Here is a 20,675-nt window from a genome sequence, read left to right as displayed (position 1 = left end):
ATATGAATACAATTTTATTAATTCCTACAGGTGAAGGGGTTGGTTTAACCTCTGCCTGCTTAGGTATGATTTATGCACTTGATTGTAATGGGATTAAAGCAGGCTTTTTAAAACCGTTCTCTCAGGTAGATCAAGAAAATTTAGACCGAACTACATCTTTATTTGGTCATTTATTTCAAAGCAAAACTGTTCAATCCATTTCTCATGAAAAGCTAACCCAACGCATTGCGGCTGGTGAAGTCGATGAGTTACTTGAAGAAGCAGTAAGTCTTCATCGCAGTATCGCAGCAGACAATAATGTGATTATTGTTGAAGGCTTATTACCAAATGGGCAAGACCATTTTGCCAGTGAACTTAATGCAAGCCTTGCTCAAGCGCTTGATGCTGAAGTGGTTTTAGTCAGTACAGCAGATATTCAAAACCCACGTAAAACAGCAGAGAAAGTTGAAGCTCACTTACGGCAGTTTGGTGGTGCAACCTCTAACCGAACAGCGGGCGTACTCTTTATGCGTACACGCGGGTTGTCTGAAGAGACAGCTCAAATACCTGTCGCATTTGACCCGTCGTTACGTCCAACTGAAGACATCGCAAAATTTACGGCAGAATTGCAAAAATATAACCGCTACTTTGGATCAAGCGATTTACCAATTATTGGTCTAGTTCCGTTTAGTAATACCTTAAGTGTACCTAGAACATTAGACATCGCGAGCGTGATTGATGGCCAATGGGTAAATCAAGGCGAAGCAAAAACACGTCGTATTTTGCACTCAAGTTTAATTGCCTCAAGCATTGAATATGAACTGAATAAATTCATTGCTGGTGAACTGATCATTAGCGCCTCTGAACGTACCGATGTATTACTGGCAAGTAGTCTCGCCACCAGTAATGGTATTCCACTGGCAGGCTTGGTGTTGACTGAGCGTGAAGCTCCTGCTCCCAAGCTTTTAGAGTTTTGCCAAAGTGCAATTAAACAAGGGTTGCCAATTTTACATACCCATTTAAATACACTAGAAACTGCGCAGCGCCTATCCGATTTTGGTAATGAAATTCCAACCGATGACACTGAACGTGCCGAACAAGTGACCCGATTTGTTTCAAGTCACATAGATGTCGAATGGCTTAAACAGCATAGTAATAACGGTGCTACACCACGTCTTTCCCCTTCTGCATTCCGTCATGAACTAGTGCAAAAATCAATTGCAGCTAAAAAACGGATTGTCCTTCCAGAAGGTGATGAGCCACGCACTATTGAAGCTGCTGCTATATGTCAGGCTCGTGGTATTGCGCATTGTATTTTGTTAGCAAAACCAGAAACTGTACATGACGTAGCAAAAGCACGTGGTATCGAGTTACCAGCCGGGTTAGAAATTATTGATCCAGATCAGATCCGTGACCAATATATTGCACCAATGGTTGAACTCCGCAAAGGCAAACTCAACGACCTACAAGCTAAAGAGCAATTACAAGATACTGTAGTTCTCGGCACCATGATGCTAGCTCTAGATCATGTGGATGGATTAGTTTCGGGGGCAGTTCATACAACCGCCAATACAGTGCGTCCAGCGTTCCAGCTGATTAAAACCGCGCCAGCGTACTCACTGGTTTCATCCATTTTCTTTATGCTTTTACCGGATGAAGTCTATGTCTACGGTGACTGTGCAATTAACCCGGATCCTACAGCCGAACAGCTTGCCGAAATTGCGATTCAGTCTGCTGACTCTGCAAAAGCGTTTGGAATTGACCCACGTATTGCCATGATCAGCTACTCAACTGGTACATCTGGAACGGGTGCTGATGTTGAGAAAGTACAGCAAGCGACTCAAATTGCACAGCAACGTCGCCCTGATTTACTGATTGACGGTCCACTACAATACGATGCGGCTTCAGTTGAAAGTGTAGGACGCCAAAAGGCGCCAGACTCACGCGTTGCTGGCCGTGCCAATGTGTTTATTTTCCCTGACTTAAATACGGGTAACACAACCTATAAAGCAGTACAACGTGCAGCAAATGTAGTTAGCGTTGGGCCAATGCTGCAAGGCCTAAATAAGCCAGTCAATGACTTGTCTCGTGGTGCTTTAGTAGATGACATCGTCTTTACTATTGCATTAACAGCCATTCAGGCCGAGCAGCAAGCTGCTGCCAAATAATTAATATCATTTAATCTTTTCTACCTCTCGCCATTTGATATCCGCTCAAATGGCTTTTTTTATTTTTTAAAAAATAAGCCTGATTCTAGGTTGTTCTTAATTTTAAATAACTTAGCCTTTGTGTTATTCGACTTTCGGTCAAAAGATCAACCAATCCCCCACAAGATTGTCTTTTTGTCATATAATTTAGCCCGCTAGCTAACAGCCCGCTCAAGAGATTTTTTGGTATGACAACGATTATCAAACAAGATGACTTGATTACATCAATCAAGGACGCCCTACAGTTTATTTCGTACTATCACCCGCAAGACTTTATCCAAGCGATGAGCCGTGCTTATGATCGCGAAGAAAACAAAGCTGCAAAGGATGCAATTGCACAGATTTTAATTAACTCTCGCATGTGTGCGGAAGGTCATCGTCCAATTTGCCAAGATACTGGTATTGTTAACGTTTTCCTTGAAGTGGGCTTAGATGTTAAATTTGATTTAACAATGAGCTTAGACGATGCAGTAAATGAAGGTGTTCGCCAAGGTTACCTTGAAAACAGCAACGTTCTTCGTGCATCTGTTCTTGCTGACCCTGCATTTGGTCGTAAAAATACAAAAGATAACACCCCTGCCGTTATTCACTACAAACTCGTACCAGGTAACAAAGTAGATATTACTGTTGCTGCTAAAGGTGGCGGTTCAGAAAACAAATCTAAACTTGCGATGCTTAACCCATCTGACTCGATTGTTGACTGGGTTCTTAAAACCGTTCCAACTATGGGTGCAGGCTGGTGTCCTCCTGGTATGCTCGGTATCGGTATTGGTGGTACTGCTGAAAAAGCCATGATGCTTGCGAAAGAAGCACTCATGGAAGAAATCAACATGGACGAATTACTTCGCCGTGGACCAGAGAACAAAATCGAAGAACTTCGTATCGAAATCTTTGAAAAAGTAAACGCTCTTGGTATTGGTGCACAAGGTCTTGGCGGTTTAACGACTGTTCTTGACATTAAAATCAAAGACTACCCATGTCACGCTGCTGGCAAACCAGTAGGTATGATTCCTAACTGTGCTGCGACTCGTCACGCTCACTTCCAGCTTGATGGTTCAGGTGTAGCTCATATTCAAGCACCAAAACTTGAAGACTACCCATCTGTAACTTGGGATGCTTCACAATCTAAACGTGTAAACCTTGATACCATTACTCAAGAAGAAATGGATTCTTGGAAACCGGGCGACACATTACTTCTTAGCGGTACAATGTACACAGGTCGTGACGCTGCACATAAACGTATGGTTGAAATGATCGACAACGGTGAAGAATTACCGGTTGATCTTAAAGGCAAGTTTATTTACTACGTTGGTCCTGTTGATCCGGTACGTGATGAAGTGGTTGGTCCTGCCGGTCCTACAACGGCTACACGTATGGACAAATTCACACGTAAAGTACTCGAGCATACTGGTCTATTCGGTATGATTGGTAAAGCTGATCGTGGTCCTACAGCAATTGAAGCAATCAAGGACAACAAAGCAACTTACCTTATGGCAGTGGGCGGTGCAGCTTACCTCGTATCTAAAGCTGTTCGCGAAGCTGAAGTGGTTGCATTTGCAGATTTGGGTATGGAAGCAATCTACAAATTTGTAGTGGAAGATATGCCTGTATCTGTTGCAGTTGATGTAAACGGTACATCAATTCACGCAGTAGCTCCAAAAATCTGGCAAGCGAAAATTGGTAAAATTCCAGTAATCGATGCCGCAGCTGGTTAATCAAGAAAAGCACCGGATTCGGTGCTTTTTTTATGCCTTTTAATATTTTTTTGAAATTGAAAAGAATTGTAACAATTGGTTCGCCAATCTGTGCTATTAATGAATATACCCACCCGCCCTACACTGCATATAGGTCATTTCATGACTATTCGCCCTATTCTTAAAAATCTTTCAATCAGTCTCTGTCTAAGCTGTATTACCACGAGCTTATTTGCTTCTCCTGCCAAGTTAAGTTCAGTAAAAGAACTCATGCAAATGAGCCAAATTGATTATCTATTGAAAGAATCAATCAATGAGTTAACGCCTTACTATGATCAACAAGCTGAACAGATCATTAGCAATATTACGGGCATCAAAACTTTAGGCCCGAAAGAAAAAGAGGCAGCGAAAAAGTTAGGCTTACTTTTAAAAGATTCGAGTAACCAACTGATTAGCAGCCCTAAAACGACTCAAGCCTTACAAGATATTTATTTAAAAACGTATACCGAAGAAGAAATCCAAGCAAATTTAAAGTTTTTGAAAACCCCAGAAGGCCAATCAATTACCCGTAAAAATGTACAGATTATGGGGCAAATTTCAGAATATATGATGGAATTGGGACAGCAAACTTTTAATGACCCTAAAGCACGAGATCATATGCAAGAAGAAATGCTAAAAATTATTGCACCATTAATAAAAGATAAAGAAAAGTCTTAACTTTTCTTTATCGACCTCAAATTGTTACCAAGTTAAAGGGTTCCACAATTTAAATGGTTTTATCAGATGTACATCTGACTTTTCATTATATTTAGCAGGTTTTAATTCTTGGGGTTTATGACATATTTTTCCTGAAGCATCTTCAGCAACAAAATTATAGCTAGAAGATTTAAGCTCGGTAAATGCAATTTCTCTACGACCAATATTATCTTGCATTAACATGAATGGACCCGTGTGCTCACTACGGTCCATTTTATTTTCTTCATCATACTTCAAATAATAAGATGCGCCTGCATCTACCGTAATATCGATATATTTAGGTTCTTGAAAATGAATCCCCAACAAAGGGCGGCTCGCTGAAATACGGTAAGTTCCTGCTGGCAGTTCAATCCAGTAATAATGGTTATGCAATAAACTTGGAATTCGTTTTCCATTTACAAATAAATTGATGGCTGCAATTTCTTGACGATTCCATTTCGTGTCTGGACGGTAAAGATAGACAACTGCTGCCTGCTCATTTTGGGGTTTAACTGGCGCAAATGTCTGACCTAACTTTTGATTTACCCATCCCCCTACAGTGAAGCCGCCTAAACGATATTGATCCAATAAACCGGGTTCTTTATCCACATCAACTTTAGGTAAAGTGGCGGTCAGCTCACCTGAATTCTTTTCTAAGTGTGATGAACTTTGGCAACCTGCAAGTAATGCGGCACAACTTAAAGCAATAATTAAATAACGCATGACATCCCTCAAAGCGTTTTCTTTTGATTTTTCTATATCGCAAAACTATGCGTATTTTGTTTTTTTAGATTAACACCACCTACATGAATTGAAAACAAAAAAAGCATGAATCACCGAGGCAATTCATGCTTTTTAGATGAATGAAATCTAAGCAGACTTCGAATCAATTACTTTTAAATCTGCCTTAGCAACACTTTCATGTGTTACAGCTTCTTTAGGCTGACGTTCTGACTTGTAGACAGGTTCAGCTTCACCATTAATAACTGCTTCATTAATGAAAACTGTTCCTACATCTGTACGGCTTGGCAAGTCATACATCGTTTCAAGTAGAACATTTTCCAAAATCGAACGTAGGCCACGAGCTCCGGTATTACGCTCAAGCGCTCGCTTAGCCACTGCACGTAAAGCTGAATCTTCAAATACGAGGTCAACATTTTCCATATTGAACAGGTATTGATACTGACGAGTTAATGCATTTTTCGGTTCAGTTAGAATTTGCATTAACGCTTCTTCATCAAGCTCTTCAAGCGTTGCAATCACTGGTAAACGGCCAATGAATTCTGGAATTAAACCAAATTTAACTAAATCAGTTGGCTCAACTTGACGGAATAATTCAGCAAGTTTTTTGGTTTCATCTTTGTTTTTAACATCAGCCGTAAAGCCAATTCCACCTTTCTCTTGACGCTGTTGTACAATTTTTTCCAGTCCAGCAAATGCACCACCACAAATAAATAGGATATTTGAGGTATCAATTTGAATGAACTCTTGCTGCGGATGCTTACGTCCACCTTGTGGTGGAATTGAAGCTACAGTACCTTCAATCATCTTAAGCAAAGCTTGTTGTACACCTTCACCAGACACATCACGAGTAATCGATGGATTTTCAGATTTACGTGTAATCTTGTCGATTTCATCAATGTAGATAATGCCCTTTTGAGCTTTTTCTACATCGTAATCTGCTTTTTGCAAAAGCTTTTGTACGATATTTTCAACGTCTTCGCCAACATAACCCGCTTCAGTCAAAGTAGTCGCATCTGCCATTGCAAACGGCACATCTAACAAACGAGCCAATGTTTGAGCAAGTAATGTTTTACCTGAACCGGTAGGCCCAATCAGTAGAATGTTACTTTTAGCAATTTCCACATCTTTAGACACATGACCAGATTGCCCGACTTTCAAACGCTTATAATGGTTATAAACGGCAACAGATAATGTCTTTTTGGCAAGATCCTGACCAATCACATATTGATCAAGCGCAGCACGTATTTCATGTGGTTTTGGCAATGCCTTGCTCGCCCAGTCACCTGCTTCAACCTGTTGGCTGGTTTGTACAAGGTCTAAGCAGACATCTACACACTCATTACAAATATATGCGTCCTCGCCCGCAATCAGTTTCCCGACTTCAGACTGCGTTTTACCGCAAAATGAACAATGTTTTTGTCCTTGAGGATGTTCGGACATATTCTCTCCACAAATAGAATCTTAAATATGAGGGCAAGCGATAGGGTTAAATGACTATATGGAGGCGTTTTCCAACAACTCAAGCCACTTAATATTTTCCCTTATGGACGCTTACTTAATACCTGATCGACCAAGCCATATTCTTTTGCTGCTTGTGCAGTCATAAAGTTATCACGATCGGTATCACGAGCAATCGTGTCATAGTCTTGACCACTGTGTTCTGCCATCAAACGGTTCAAGCGCTCTTTAATAAATAGAATTTCACGAGCATGAATTTCAATATCTGATGCTTGACCACGGAATCCACCTAATGGTTGGTGAATCATTACACGTGCATTTTCAAGGCAATAGCGTTTACCTTTAGCACCAGCATTTAATAAGAATGCGCCCATAGATGCAGCCTGCCCCATACAGTATGTCACTACATCAGGTTTAATAAATTGCATCGTGTCATAAATCGCCATACCAGCAGTGACCGAACCGCCTGGCGAGTTAATATAAAGATGGATATCTTTATCTGGGTTTTCAGCTTCCAAGAACAACATTTGGGCAACAATTAAATTTGCCATGTTGTCTTCAACTTCACCAGTTAGAAAAATGACGCGCTCACGTAAAAGTCGTGAATAAATATCAAAAGAACGTTCGCCGCGAGAAGATTGTTCAACCACAACAGGAACTAAAGCATTTTCAATTGTTGGAACATACATACGTTATTTATTCCTAAATTTTTTGTGACTTAACCTATGGCAACAATATGCGGGATAATTTCTCAAATTGCAAAAGGTTCGCACTGAAATATTATATTATTTATACCTAAGTACTTAAGACGTACTCAAATTAACCATATACCTAAAAATGAAAAAGGCGCCTAAAGCGCCTTTTCCTGACTTCTCAAAAGATTAGCCCATACGGCGAGCTTGTTGTTCTTTCAATAAATCTTCATAAGATACTGCTTTGTCAGTCACTTTAGCAGAAGCTAAGATGTGATCAACAACTTGATCTTCTAACACAACAGCTTCAATTTGAGCGCGTTGTTGAGCATCATTTTTGAAGTATTCAATCACTTCAGTTGGATCTTCATAAGAAGAAGCCATGTCGTCGATGTAAGCATCAACACGTGCTTGGTCAACTTCAAGTTTAGCATCAGCTAATACTTTGCTTACCAATACGCCAAGCTTAACAGAACGTTCTGCTTGTTCTTTGAACAATTCGTCAGGAAGCATGCTCTTGTCAAAAGATTGCGCGCCTGCACCACCAAATTGTTGAGTGAACTGTTGAACCATTTGTTGACGTTGACGGTCAATTTCTTGAGCAACCATTGCAGCTGGAACTTCAATTTCGTTAGCAGCAACAAGAGCATCAAATGCAGCTTGTTTAACTTGGTTACGTAAACCATTGCGAACTTCACGTTCCATGTTTTTACGAACGTCAGCTTTTAATTTTTCAATGCCTTCTTCTTCAGAAACACCGAAGATTTTTAAGAATTCAGCATCAATCTCTGGAAGTTTAGGCTTTTCAACTTGCTTCACAGTGATTTTGAACTGAGCTGCTTTACCCGCTAAGTTTTCAGCTTGGTAATCTTCAGGGAAAGTTACATCAATAACTTTCTCTTCACCAGCTTTCATGCCAATGATACCGTCTTCGAAGCCAGGAATCATACGGCCTGAACCTAACACAAGTTTAAAGTCTTCAGCAGAACCGCCTTCGAACTTCTCACCGTCGATAGAACCTTCAAAGTCAAAAGTCACTTGCATGTCTTTTTTCGCCATACCCTTGGTTACAGCCCAAGTTTGACGTTGCTTTTGCAAGTTTTCGATCATGGTGTCAACGTCAGCGTCTTTAATTTCAGCTGTTTTACGTTCAACTTCCAAACCGTCAAATGCTTTTACTTCAACTTCAGGATAAACTTCTACAGTTGCTTCAAAAACTAAAGCATCTTCTTTATGTTCAACTTTCTCAATGTTCGGCATACCTACCGCATTGATTTTTTCTTGTTGAATTGCTTCAAATACGCTGTCACGAATGATGTCATTCACAACTTCTTGATAAATACTTGCACCGTATTCGCGGCGAACAACGTTTGCAGGTACTTTGCCCGGACGGAAGCCGTTGATCTTCACAGTTTTGGCAGTGCGCTTCAAACGAGCTTCAAATTGCTCGTTAATACGGCTCGTCGGTACAGAAACATTTAAACGACGGGCAACGCCCGAAACCGCTTCAGTCGTTACTTGCATGGCTTCCTCGATAAAAATTAGTTAGTAGGAACAGTTTTTAAAAAAGTGCTGTATTATATGACAACTTTCAAGATATACAAAATTAACCGATCAGATCATAAAATTGAAGGACGTATTTTTAGGAAATTTCACAGTAATTTTATGATTTTTTAATTTTTTTTAATGCAACGTTAAGCAAAAGTAATTTTTTAACTATTCTTTACAAATCTAAAATTACAATTAATTTTAATAAAGTTATCGATTTTCCAAACAGTTAAGTTTAATCAAATAATTAGGGCCAATTTGCAACTAAAAGTGATTAAAACTTTCACATTTCCTTCATAATTCTATCGGCAAATCCAATTAACACAAACTGTACATATAAATAAGAATTATTATTATTCGCATAACGTTTATATTTAAGTCCTGAAAGTCATGTCATTGATTAGAACACGTAAAAAAATTGTTTCCTCTGCAATCGCCTCATCGCTCTCGATGATAGCAACAACTGCGATGGCGCAAGAAGCAGTTTCGCAATTACCAACTATCCATACTAAAGCGACTCAAGAAGAATCTTTAAAGGTTGATCAATCAGCAAACTCTAAATTTGTTGCTCCCCTTCTAGATACTCCTAAATCAGTATCAGTTATCTCAAAACAACTTATAGAAGATACAAAAGTAACAACTTTAGCAGATGCATTGCGTACTGTTCCTGGCATTACTTTAGGTGCAGGTGAAGGCGGTAATCCGAATGGTGATCGACCTTTCATCCGTGGTTATAGTTCAGAAAGCTCTATGTATATTGATGGTATCCGCAACTCTACCTCACAAAACCGTGAAATGTTTGCGGTCGAGCAAGTAGAGGTAACCAAAGGTTCTGCATCAGCAATGGGTGGTGCAGGTTCAGTTGGTGGCAGCATCAATATGATTTCCAAGGTAGCTAAAAAGGGTGATTTTCTAGAAGGCTCAGTAGCCGCTGGTACTGATAACTACCAACGTATCACTTTAGATGGTAATAAAGACTTTGGAAATGGCATTGCAGCACGTGTAGCTGTTTTGGGACATCAAAATGAAAAGGCTGGCCAAAGTAATGGGGCTGAATATAAACGTGTTGGTATTGCACCAAGTATTACTTTTGGCTTAGATACACCGACACGTGCAACTTTGAGCTACTATTATTTACAAACTGATGATAAACCTGATTCAGGTATTCCTTATTGGGATTCATCTCTTGGAAAAGCTCAAGGTAAACCGGCTGAAGTCAAACAAGGTACATATTACGGCTGGAAAGATCGAGATTTTCAAAAGCAAGAAAATCACATCGGTACAATTAAATTAGAACACGACCTTACCGACAATATAACTATTACTAATACGGCCATGTATGCCAAATCAAAAAATGATTATGTCTGGACAAACCCAGATGACTCAAAAGGTAATGTTGGCAAAGGTCTTGTTTGGCATCGTTTGAACTCAGCTATTACAGATAGTGAGACATTTACCGATCAATTAGCACTTACAGGTAAATTTGATACTGGCTTCTTAAAGCACAGATTTAATGTAGGAGCAGAGTACAGCAAACAAAAAACTGATAAAGGCGGCTATAACATTATTGATGCCAAAGGTAATGTTTCTAGTACTGGCTTCTATAGCGATTGTTCAGACTTATCAACAAATTGGTGTACTTCGCTCAATGGTCCAACTCAAAAGCCATTTGTTGACCGTTTACAAGCACGCCCAGACTTTGATGCAACTGTAGAAAGTACTTCTGTCTACTTACTCGACAATATTGAAATCACACCAAAATGGTTATTAGATCTTGGCCTGCGTTGGGATAAGTTTGAAGCTGAACAAAACTTCTTAGCTACTTCTAGTGCAGCGGCCTATACAGCAAAAAATAATTCAGATTTCGTGACCTATCAAGCGGGCATTACATTTAAACCAACAGAGAATGGCTCAATTTATACAAGCTATGCAACCTCAGCTAGTCCAGTCGGCTTAAATGCAGGTTGGGGGGATAATAGCGAAACAATTAATGCCAATAATCAAATGATTGATCCCGAAGAGGCACAAACATTTGAAATCGGTACGAAATGGGATTTCCTAGATAACCACCTAAATTTAACAGCTGCTATTTTCCGTACTGAAAAACAAAATACACGTGTACAAATCGACCCAACTACTTATGCAAATGTAGGTGAAAGTAAAGTTGATGGTTTTGAATTAGGCTTAAATGGTGAAATTACTGATAAATGGAACATTTCAGCTGGCTACACTTATTTAGACAGTGAACTAACCAAAAATGGTAAATCTTGCCGTAGCGGAAAATGTACTGACCAATCCATTTATAATGGCAACCAAATGCCAAACGTACCTAAGCAAGCTGCTACGTTATGGACTACCTATAAAGTACTTCCACAATTGACGGTAGGCGCTGGCGCTGTTTACTCTGACAAAGTATATGGTGATGTAGCAAATACTAAATGGGTTCCATCTTACGTACGTTACGATGCGATGGCACGTTACAACGTAAATAAAAATGTTGATCTTCAATTAAATATCAACAACCTATCTGATAAGCGCTATTTCACTAAAGCTTACGCTTCTCACTATGCAACAGAAGCAGAAGGCCGTAGTGCAGTTCTAGCAGTTAACTTTAAATACTAAGTTAACTTAGAATCCCATAATATTTTTATGGTTTCTGATATAAAATAGCCTCTCTTGTTAGAGGCTATTTTAATTTTCTACTATTATTACTCGCAGGTATCACCGTGATCCACCATATTCCCAATGTATTGAGTAAAGAACAGGTCCAATATTTTCGTAATGAAATGGACAAAATTGAATGGGTCAATGGCAAAGTAACCGCTGGTACACTCTCTGCAACTGTAAAACGCAATCAGCAATTACCTGAAGATCATCCGCTTACTCACCATCTGAGTAATATTATTCTTGAGGCATTAGGCACTCACCCATTATTTTTATCTGCTGCAATACCACTTGATATTATCCCTCCCCTGTTTAATCGTTATGAAAATCAGGAGTCTTTTGGTTTTCATGTAGACAACTCTATCCGTCGTATACGTGGTACAAACGAACGACTTAGAACCGATTTGTCATGTACTTTATTTTTAAGCGAACCTGAAGAATATGAAGGTGGTGATCTGGTCGTAGAAGACACTTATGGTTATCACGAAGTCAAACTTCCAGCAGGAGATATGATTTTATATCCATCTACCAGTTTGCATGAAGTGACAGCAATTACTTCTGGCTGTCGTATTGCTTCTTTTTTCTGGGTGCAAAGTATGGTGCGTGATGATGCCGAACGACATATGCTTTTTAACCTAGATCAAACAGTACAAAACCTAAGAATGCAGCTAGGTGACAATCATAGCGAAGTCATTAAACTGACCAACCTTTACCATAACTTGATGCGTAAGTGGGCTGAACTATAACTCTATTTATTTTTGCCTTATTTAGTCTAATCAATTATTTTTATCTCAATAAGGCAAAATAATGAAAATTATTTTCGATAAAATATAGAACAATGCAAAATTAGAAAATTATTTTCTGAACACTAAAATTAAAATGTGTATAAGACTTTTGCACAACGTGTAATCATTGTTTAGATGTGATATATCTAAACAATAAGCATATTAGCAAACCACCAAACTTACTATTACATGGTCTATAGATGAAAACGAATCACTTGTTTGCCCAGCCTACTCAAGCAAGACATCATCTCGAACTCCTGATGCTGCGCCTCGCGCGCGTATAAATTTTTGTCTGTATTTTAGAGCAGACCTTTTCAAATTCCCTTTAATTTTTCTGTATTAGATACCATATATAACTGTAGACGTTGCCTTTCACACGATACTTGACGCAACCGTGCTACGAGATAAGGAGTTTTCTCATGATGTTGGCTGACCCTAGCAAAAAATACCGCCGTATGTACCAGCGAGTCGATTTACCAGATCGCCAATGGCCAAATAATGAAATTACAAAAGCGCCAATCTGGATGAGCACGGATTTACGTGATGGTAACCAAGCAATTTTTGAACCGATGAACATGGAACAAAAGTTCAAAATGTTCAAAATGCTTGTAAAAATCGGTTTTAAACATATTGAAATCGGCTTCCCTTCTGCGTCTCAAATTGACTTCGATTTTACTCGTATGTTGATCGAAGAAAATCATATTCCTGATGATGTATACATTGAAGTATTGGTTCAGGCACGTGACCATTTAATTGAGCGTACTTTCGAAGCTTTAGCAGGTGCTAAGCGCGCAATTGTGCATATTTATAACTCTAACTCTCCAACCTTCCGTCAAAAAGTGTTGAATGTAGATGTAAATGGTGCAAAACAGTTGGCGGTGAATGCAGCTCAGAAAGTGAAAGAATATGCTGCGCAATATCCTGAAACTGATTGGATTTTCCAGTATAGCCCAGAATGCTTCTCTGCAACTGAATTAGAAGTAGCAAAAGAAGTCTGTGATGCGGTTACAGAAATTTGGGATGCACGCCCAGATCATAAAGTTATTTTGAACTTACCTGCGACTGTCGAAGTTTCCACACCAAATGTTTATGCAGACCAAATCGAATGGATGCATCGTAATTTGGCACGTCGTGATGGCGTCATTATTTCTGTTCACTGTCACAATGACCGTGGCTGTGGTATTGCTGCATCAGAACTTGCCATTATGGCAGGTGCCGACCGTGTGGAAGGCTGCGTATTTGGTAACGGCGAACGTACCGGTAACGTTGACGTTGCTGCTATCGCATTGAACATGTACACCCAAGGTGTAGCACCAGAATTAGATTTCTCTAATATTAATGAAGTCATTGCAACGGTTGAAGAATGTACTGGTTTACCTGTACACCCTCGTCATCCATATGCAGGTGACTTGGTATTTACTGCATTCTCTGGTTCGCATCAGGACGCAATCAAAAAAGGCTTTGAATACCAGAAAAACGAAGAAATCTGGGATATGCCTTACTTACCAATCGACCCAAAAGATTTGGGCCGCGACTATGATGCTGTCATTCGTGTGAATAGTCAGTCTGGTAAAGGCGGTATCGCTTACTTATTAGAATCAAACTATAACGTTGTATTGCCTCGTCGTTTACAAATCGAATTTAGTCAAGTTGTTCAACAATATACTGATGAGAATGGTACAGAGATTAGCGCTAAACAAATCTGGACCTTATTTAAAGACACGTATGTTGAAGTGAAAAACCACCATTACACGGTCAAAAACTATAAGTTATCTGACATTAATGGTACTCAAATTATTGAACTTGAGATTGATGTTGAAGGTGAAACTCAACAATTACGTGGCGAAGGTAATGGTCCTATCTCTGCATTCTTAAATGCACTTCAATTACCAATTGATGTATTGAACTACGAAGAACGCAGTATTAGTTCAGGTGCAAATGCCAAAGCATTAACCTTAATTGAACTTCAAGTGAAAGGTACAGGCAGAGGCTCATTTGGTGCAGGGGTTCACGACAATACAGTCACTTCATCTATTGAAGCTATTATTGCATGTACCAACCGTTTGATTGATCAAGGTGTTTTAAGTACAGATCAGGTTGTTGCCGCCGCTGTTTAATTAAAAAAAAGACTTTGGAAAGGATACCTAGCTTGGTATCCTTTCTTTTTATTCCTGAAAGATTTAAAAGGCGAAATGTTCCCGTGTCTTTTCCAGCTGACTCAGTGGGGTTAGTCACTCCGCAAAAGTTCCAATTTGAAGAACCCTTACATCTTGAATGTGGCCGTGTTTTACCGCGCTTTGAGTTAATGGTTGAAACTTACGGCACTTTAAATGCAGATAAATCAAATGCGATTTTAATCTGCCATGCCCTTTCCGGACATCATCATGCAGCGGGTTATCACCATGAAGATGATAAAAAAGCTGGATGGTGGGATAGCTGTATTGGCCCGGGCAAGGCAATCGACACAAATAAATTTTTTGTAGTTGCGCTTAATAATATTGGCGGATGTAGTGGATCAACCGGTCCAACTTCACCAAATCCTGAAAATGACAATCGCCCGTATGGTCCAGATTTCCCGTTAGTAACGGTCCGTGACTGGGTCAAAACTCAAGCCATGCTTTCTGACCGCTTAGGAATAAGTGTCTGGTATGCGGTGGTCGGCGGTTCTTTGGGTGGCATGCAGGCGTTACAATGGTCGGTAGACTACCCTGACCGTTTACAAAAATGTGTCGTTATTGCCAGTGCGCCAAAGCTTTCAGCACAAAATATTGCGTTTAACGAAGTGGCACGTCAGTCCATCTTGTCCGACCCAGACTTCCATCATGGCCGTTATTTGGAAAATGATAGCTATCCGAAGCGTGGTCTAATTTTGGCTCGTATGGTTGGCCATATTACTTATCTTTCTGAAGAAGCCATGAAACAAAAATTTGGTCGTGATTTAAAATCCGGCAAGTTTATGTACGGTTTTGATGTCGAGTTTCAGGTCGAAAGTTATCTCCGTTATCAAGGTGAACAGTTCAGTCGTAACTTTGATGCCAATACTTATCTCATTATGACCAAAGCTTTGGATTATTTTGATCCATCGCGTGAGTATGGCCACTCGCTTACAGAAGCGATGAGTAAAACCAAATGCCAGTTCCTGATTGTCTCATTCACCACTGACTGGCGTTTTGCACCAAGCCGCTCACAAGAAATTGTAGATGCACTCATTACCAATCATAAACCGGTAAGTTATCTTGATATTGATGCTGAACAAGGTCATGACTCGTTCTTATTCCCGATTCCACTGTATGTCAAAACACTGCGCGCTTTCTTAGGCGGTGAAGAACATTTAAAATCGACATCACTGGAGGCAAGCTAATGCGTATTGATCAACAACTGGCAGAAAAGTGGATTAAACCCGGCTCTAGCGTACTCGATTTAGGGTGTGGTGACGGTGAATTACTCGCTCATATGAGCCAAAAGCATCAAATTCGTGCTTATGGTTTAGAAATTGATCAAGAAAAGATTGCAATTGCCGTCAGTCGCGGGTTAAATATTATTCAACAAGATTTGAATCTCGGTTTAAGCCGTTTTGCCGACCAGTCTTTTGACTATGTGGTTATGGCACAGGCTTTGCAAGCCGTAGATGCACCCGATGTTTTATTAAGAGACATGGTGCGTGTGGGTAAACAGGCCATTATCACTTTTCCAAACTTTGCACACTGGAAGACTCGCTCTTTTCTAGCATTAAAAGGGATGATGCCTGTATCGGATGCTCTACCATATATGTGGTATAACACCCCCAACATTCATTTATGTACGTTTAAAGATTTCGAAGCACTATGTGCGGAAAATCAAATACAAATTATTAATCGACTCGCCGTCAATGGAAACCAGCAGGGAAGCCTGTTAAGCAAACATGTTCCGAATTTGTTTGGTGAAGTCGCTATTTATCGAGTGAGTGCACTATGAAAAAGACATTATTTAGCACACTAATTGCAGGACTGCTAAGTATGCAGGCTCATGCAGATTATATCGCCCAGCCACAATCGGTTGCGAGCCAAGCTGCGCGCTTCTCCACAATGGGGATTCATGACCTTCAAAAAGCGGCTCAAGCGGGTCAAGCTGGAGCACAGTTTTATCTTGGTACACGTTATCAATACGGCAAAGATGTAGCAAAAGACGATAAACAAGCATTTGCATGGTTTAAAGCTGCTGCTGATCAAGGTCTTTCACCTGCGCAATTAAATGTTGGCCGTATGTATGCTGATGGTATTGGCGTTAAGAAAGACGAAGCTATGGCTCGTAAATATTTCGAAAAAGCGGCAAGTAACGGCGATAACCGTGCAAGCTACAACCTTGCGATGATGGAAGAGCAAAAGAAAAACTACGTAGGTGCTTACCAGTGGTATGAACTTTCAACTCGTGATGGCATGCTCGACAATAAAGTGATTAGCTTATCTGAAGGTAAAAAGACGGCTCTTGCTGCAAACTTAACTCAAGAGCAAATCCGTATGGCACGTGACCGCGCGGATAAATGGATTCAAGCACAATAATAATCCAGCTTATACTTACTCGACTAAAACCACCTTATATCATCTATAAGGTGGTTTTAGTTTTTTAAGCTTCTAATTTTATATTCTATTTGTTTTGCTCTATATCCCCTTTCAAAAAACACGTAACATAGCTCACGTTCAATATTGGTTATAAAGTTTGGTTATCTTATGTCTACCCCACATTGGTTTGATCAGGGTTCTTTAGTCCTTGCAAGTAACAACAAAGGTAAAGTCGCAGAGTTTGAAAAACTTTTTGAACAGCTCAAGTTGCCTGTAGAAATTATTCCTCAGGGTCGCCTAAATATTCCCGATGCCATTGAAGACGGCTTAAGCTTTATTGAAAATGCCATTATTAAAGCGCGTCATGCCTCTAAAATTTCAGGGAAACCTGCTATGGCTGATGACTCCGGTATTTGTGTTCCGGTTTTAGGAGGTGCACCTGGTATTTATTCAGCACGTTATGCTGGAGAACATGGTGACGATTCAGCGAATAATGCCAAATTATTAAATGACCTTTTGCCATTTCGTAAAAATGGTGAAGCGATTGAAGGTATGTTTGTGTGCGTACTTGCTTTAGTGACTCATGCGGAAGATCCATTGCCACAAATTTTCCAAGGCATCTGGCATGGTGAAATTTTAGAAGCGCCACGTGGTGAAAATGGTTTTGGCTATGACCCACTGTTCTGGTTACCAGAGCTTCAAGTTTCTAGTGCTGAGTTGTCTAAAGAAGAAAAAAATAAGATTAGTCATCGTGGACAAGCGATGCAGTTATTTAGAGAGAGCCTGCAGAAGTAGGCTGATCACACGGCCAAACTATACAGCGTTAAAACAGATTAAACTTTGTATAGGCGAACCTTACTTTTCAAAGATGAAAAGTAAGCAAAAATCTTTTGTTAGACTGATGGCACTTCCCTGTGCCACAGTCTAACTGGCGGCATCCATGCCGCCTTCGCACAAGTAAATGTGGGGAAGAAAATTTAAAATTAATTATAATGCTACATGTAAAAACATCGCATAAATCGCAATACACACACAACTCACAATCGTCCCTGAAGCGATATAAGCAGCAGATCTACCCGTCCCTTGATAATGAGTTTCTAGAGCTACAATATTGGCTGCTGGCGGCAGACAGAACATTAAAAACATTACTCCAATTTGCTGACTTATATTTGGAATCGGTAAAAATCTATAACTTAATCCACAAAGTACAAATCCACAGGCCACTTTAAATGCTTGAGCTTTTGTACTGTAAATTAAATCTTTTGTATAAACTCTGGTACGGCGCAGCCACATTCCAAGCACACACATACCTGCAAAAGTCATTGCAAATTTAGCAACCTCATAAACCCAATGTATAGCAGGGCTTTCGATATGTTGGGCCCCTAAAAGTCTGAGCACAACAGCACAGAATATCGATATACAAGGCGGAGAAGTTAAAACCTTTTTTAATATATTGAGCTTACTTTGCGGTGCCGTAGTAACGGCAGTCACAGCCCAAGCATTGCCAAAAAGTGACATTCCAATATATAAAGCAACAATTGGAGCAGTTGCTTCAGGGCCAAATAAAGCCATAGCAAAAGGAAAACCAAGCCATCCCATGTTGGTATAACTTACGCAAAGCGCCAATAAGCGGTCTTTGAACAAAGCCAAATAAGCAAAGAAAATAATGAATGCCGAACCAAAACTAAAAAGCATTAAGCTCAAGCTTCCCGATTGATAAAAGACCATGTTGTAAATAATCACAATCGGAATCAAGAGTCGTGCAAGCCAAGCTGAGAGAATAGGTTTTACGGTTTCTGAAATGGAGGTCTGAGCAAGTAGAAGTCCTGTGATAAATGCCAATACAGGCAGTAATAATGCCACGCTCTCTCCTCTCGCTCGTCAAAATCAGCTTGTTATGCTACACCTTTTGATTTTGAAATGTATGATCTATTTCAAGTAAATTCGTCTAAGAACGAAGCTCGATAAAATTTAAAAATCCTCCCAAAAAATATCCTTAAAAATCTGGTCATAAGTGTCTACTTATAAATATTGTCTTAAAAATGAAATATAAATGTCACATTCCTGTCATGGCAACCTGTTGATATAAAGCGAACTAAAAAGAGGTATAAAATCATGGCTGGTTTATCTATTTGGCATGTCGTTATTTTCGCAATTGTCGTTATTTTATTGTTCGGTACATCTAAGCTAAAAAATATCGGTAAAGATGTAGGCGGTGCAGTAAGAGATTTTAAAAAGTCAGTTCGTGAAGAAGACGAAGCTGCATCTTTAAATAGCCCTCGTACAATTGATGCACAAGTTAAAACATCTGAAAGCACATCAGTGAAAAGCTAAAGGTTTGACCCATGCTTGATGTAGGAATGACAGAGTTACTCTGTTTTGCAATTATTGCAATTTTAGTTTTAGGTCCAGAGAAGCTTCCGGAAGCTGCACGCTTTGCAGGTCGCTGGTATGTTCGACTAAAACGCTATATTACGAATCTGCAAAACGAGATTGATCAGGAGCTACGTCTGTCTGAGTTCCGCAAAGAAATGCAAGAGGAACTTAACCGCATTGAAGCATTAGAACGTAAAGTACAACAACAGCTTGAAGAAATACAAAAACAGCAGGTTTCAGAAACTTTAGAAACAACTGAAACAGCTAAAACAACACAAAAGCCTATTCGGAAATGTACTCCTATATCGGGCCATTACAAAGTGCCGTATCTGACTAAAGTTACGCCTTTGGCTCCTCAAACTGATATTTCAGAAACATCTCCTGTTGAATTGAAGATTGCCGTATGAACCAACTGCCTTCAACCGCTGTAAATAGTCAAGAAAACCTAGACCAAATGCCAATCATGAATCATTTGGTGGTTTTAAGACGTCATTTATTTAGGATTGTAGGGGTAACATTATTCTTATTTTTTTGTTTATTGCCCTTTCGAAATCATACTTATCAATTATTATCTGAGCCTCTAAGGTTACAACTTCCTGCCTCATCTTCCATGATTGCAACGGATGTTACAGCAACCTTTATGGCGCCATTTAAACTTAATTTATTTGTTGCGCTCATGCTGGCAATGCCATTTATTCTTTATGAAATATGGTCTTTTGTTCGCCCGGCGCTTTATCAAAAAGAGCGTCATTTAGCGCTGCCGTTACTGATTGGTAGTATTATTTTATTTTATGCAGGTGTCGCTTTTGCTTATTACATTACCCTGCCTGCCATATTACATTTCTTTATTAGCGTTTCACCTGAAACAGTAGCCCCAATGACCGACATTAATAGTTATTTAAGCTTCTGCTTAAAGCTATTTTTGGTGTTTGGTGTCACTTTTGAAATTCCTATCGCGACCTTGCTACTCATTTTGATTGGTGTGGTAAATACGCAAAGCCTTGCTGAAAAACGACGTTTTATTATTGTAGGATGCTTCTTTGTAGCGATGTTTATTACCCCACCCGATGCGATTTCGATGGTGATGCTAGCAATTCCAATGTGGCTACTTTTCGAAATAGGTTTACTCTTCGGCAAAATTCTTGAAAAGAGAAAAACCCATTCTGCTGAATAAAAATAATATATAAAAGCCTGAACTTCTAAGTTCAGGCTTTTTTTATGTAGAACGCTTTTTAATCTACAAAGCAATAAACTG

The 20,675-nt window shown here is 39.6% G+C and carries 18 protein-coding genes; 13 read left to right on the top strand and 5 right to left on the bottom strand.

Annotated features, from left to right (window positions below; translation table 11 throughout):
* The first annotated feature begins 2 nt into the window (after positions 1-2).
* The 3 genes from pta to GO593_RS08955 all read left to right on the top strand — a co-directional run bounded on the left by pta (position 3) and on the right by GO593_RS08955 (position 4,597).
* Positions 3-2,147, top strand: coding sequence for a phosphate acetyltransferase (gene pta, locus GO593_RS08965; protein ID WP_001092294.1), 2,145 nt, complete (start codon positions 3-5; stop codon positions 2,145-2,147).
* A gap of 227 nt (positions 2,148-2,374) precedes the next feature.
* Positions 2,375-3,901, top strand: a complete 1,527-nt coding sequence (locus GO593_RS08960; protein ID WP_000207467.1) for a fumarate hydratase — start codon at positions 2,375-2,377, stop codon at positions 3,899-3,901.
* Positions 3,902-4,042: 141 nt separating this feature from the next.
* The gene (locus tag GO593_RS08955) at positions 4,043-4,597 is read left to right on the top strand and encodes a DUF2059 domain-containing protein (protein WP_000155518.1); all 555 of its coding nucleotides are present in this window, start codon (positions 4,043-4,045) and stop codon (positions 4,595-4,597) included.
* A 24-nt stretch (positions 4,598-4,621) separates the two neighbouring features.
* On the opposite strand, the gene GO593_RS08950 is transcribed toward GO593_RS08955, so the two are convergent.
* The 4 genes from GO593_RS08950 to tig form a co-directional block, all read right to left on the bottom strand.
* The gene (locus GO593_RS08950) at positions 4,622-5,338 is read right to left on the bottom strand and encodes a DUF2846 domain-containing protein (protein WP_001269735.1); all 717 of its coding nucleotides are present in this window, start codon (positions 5,336-5,338) and stop codon (positions 4,622-4,624) included.
* A 147-nt stretch (positions 5,339-5,485) separates the two neighbouring features.
* A complete protein-coding gene (clpX, locus tag GO593_RS08945; protein WP_001289250.1) occupies positions 5,486-6,799 on the bottom strand; it encodes an ATP-dependent Clp protease ATP-binding subunit ClpX in 1,314 nt (437 codons plus the stop codon).
* Positions 6,800-6,900: 101 nt separating this feature from the next.
* On the bottom strand, positions 6,901-7,506 hold the full coding sequence (gene clpP / locus GO593_RS08940) for an ATP-dependent Clp endopeptidase proteolytic subunit ClpP (RefSeq protein ID WP_000289452.1): 606 nt from the start codon (positions 7,504-7,506) through the stop codon (positions 6,901-6,903).
* Between the two features lie 192 nt (positions 7,507-7,698).
* The gene (gene tig, locus GO593_RS08935; protein WP_001198432.1) at positions 7,699-9,033 is read right to left on the bottom strand and encodes a trigger factor; all 1,335 of its coding nucleotides are present in this window, start codon (positions 9,031-9,033) and stop codon (positions 7,699-7,701) included.
* Between the two features lie 414 nt (positions 9,034-9,447).
* On the opposite strand from tig, the gene GO593_RS08930 reads away from it, so the two are divergent.
* The 7 genes from GO593_RS08930 (at position 9,448) to rdgB (ending at position 17,839) form a co-directional block, all read left to right on the top strand.
* The gene (locus GO593_RS08930; RefSeq protein WP_001984473.1) at positions 9,448-11,679 is read left to right on the top strand and encodes a TonB-dependent receptor; all 2,232 of its coding nucleotides are present in this window, start codon (positions 9,448-9,450) and stop codon (positions 11,677-11,679) included.
* A 104-nt stretch (positions 11,680-11,783) separates the two neighbouring features.
* The gene (locus tag GO593_RS08925; RefSeq protein ID WP_001984475.1) at positions 11,784-12,467 is read left to right on the top strand and encodes a Fe2+-dependent dioxygenase; all 684 of its coding nucleotides are present in this window, start codon (positions 11,784-11,786) and stop codon (positions 12,465-12,467) included.
* Positions 12,468-12,925: 458 nt separating this feature from the next.
* Positions 12,926-14,623 (top strand): 2-isopropylmalate synthase, encoded by a 1,698-nt coding sequence (gene leuA, locus GO593_RS08920; RefSeq protein ID WP_000978841.1) that lies wholly within the window; start codon positions 12,926-12,928, stop codon positions 14,621-14,623.
* An 83-nt stretch (positions 14,624-14,706) separates the two neighbouring features.
* Positions 14,707-15,867: a homoserine O-succinyltransferase MetX gene (gene metX, locus GO593_RS08915; RefSeq protein ID WP_000009640.1), complete on the top strand. Its 1,161-nt coding sequence runs from the start codon at positions 14,707-14,709 to the stop codon at positions 15,865-15,867.
* Positions 15,867-16,460: a methionine biosynthesis protein MetW gene (metW, locus tag GO593_RS08910; protein ID WP_001217230.1), complete on the top strand. Its 594-nt coding sequence runs from the start codon at positions 15,867-15,869 to the stop codon at positions 16,458-16,460. The genes metX and metW overlap by 1 nt, the downstream gene beginning before the upstream one ends.
* Complete coding sequence (locus GO593_RS08905; protein WP_000751692.1) at positions 16,457-17,044, top strand: tetratricopeptide repeat protein; 588 nt, start codon at positions 16,457-16,459, stop codon at positions 17,042-17,044. Before metW ends, GO593_RS08905 begins: the two co-directional genes overlap by 4 nt.
* A gap of 168 nt (positions 17,045-17,212) precedes the next feature.
* Complete coding sequence (gene rdgB, locus GO593_RS08900; protein ID WP_000106725.1) at positions 17,213-17,839, top strand: RdgB/HAM1 family non-canonical purine NTP pyrophosphatase; 627 nt, start codon at positions 17,213-17,215, stop codon at positions 17,837-17,839.
* A gap of 192 nt (positions 17,840-18,031) precedes the next feature.
* On the opposite strand, the gene GO593_RS08895 is transcribed toward rdgB, so the two are convergent.
* Positions 18,032-18,907 (bottom strand): AEC family transporter, encoded by an 876-nt coding sequence (locus GO593_RS08895; protein ID WP_001196406.1) that lies wholly within the window; start codon positions 18,905-18,907, stop codon positions 18,032-18,034.
* Positions 18,908-19,159: 252 nt separating this feature from the next.
* Between GO593_RS08895 and GO593_RS08890 the strand changes: the two genes are divergently transcribed.
* The 3 genes from GO593_RS08890 to tatC are packed head-to-tail and all read left to right on the top strand — an operon-like array spanning position 19,160 to position 20,594.
* Positions 19,160-19,378, top strand: a complete 219-nt coding sequence (locus GO593_RS08890) for a Sec-independent protein translocase subunit TatA (RefSeq protein ID WP_000908081.1) — start codon at positions 19,160-19,162, stop codon at positions 19,376-19,378.
* An 11-nt stretch (positions 19,379-19,389) separates the two neighbouring features.
* Positions 19,390-19,827, top strand: coding sequence for a Sec-independent protein translocase protein TatB (gene tatB, locus GO593_RS08885; RefSeq protein WP_000887766.1), 438 nt, complete (start codon positions 19,390-19,392; stop codon positions 19,825-19,827).
* A complete protein-coding gene (tatC, locus tag GO593_RS08880) occupies positions 19,824-20,594 on the top strand; it encodes a twin-arginine translocase subunit TatC (protein WP_001072722.1) in 771 nt (256 codons plus the stop codon). The genes tatB and tatC overlap by 4 nt, the downstream gene beginning before the upstream one ends.
* The last annotated feature ends 81 nt before the right edge of the window (positions 20,595-20,675 follow it).

This window comes from Acinetobacter baumannii (genome assembly GCF_009759685.1).
Taxonomy (GTDB): Bacteria; Pseudomonadota; Gammaproteobacteria; order Pseudomonadales; family Moraxellaceae; genus Acinetobacter; species Acinetobacter baumannii.
This window is presented reverse-complemented; position numbering and strand designations above follow the sequence as displayed.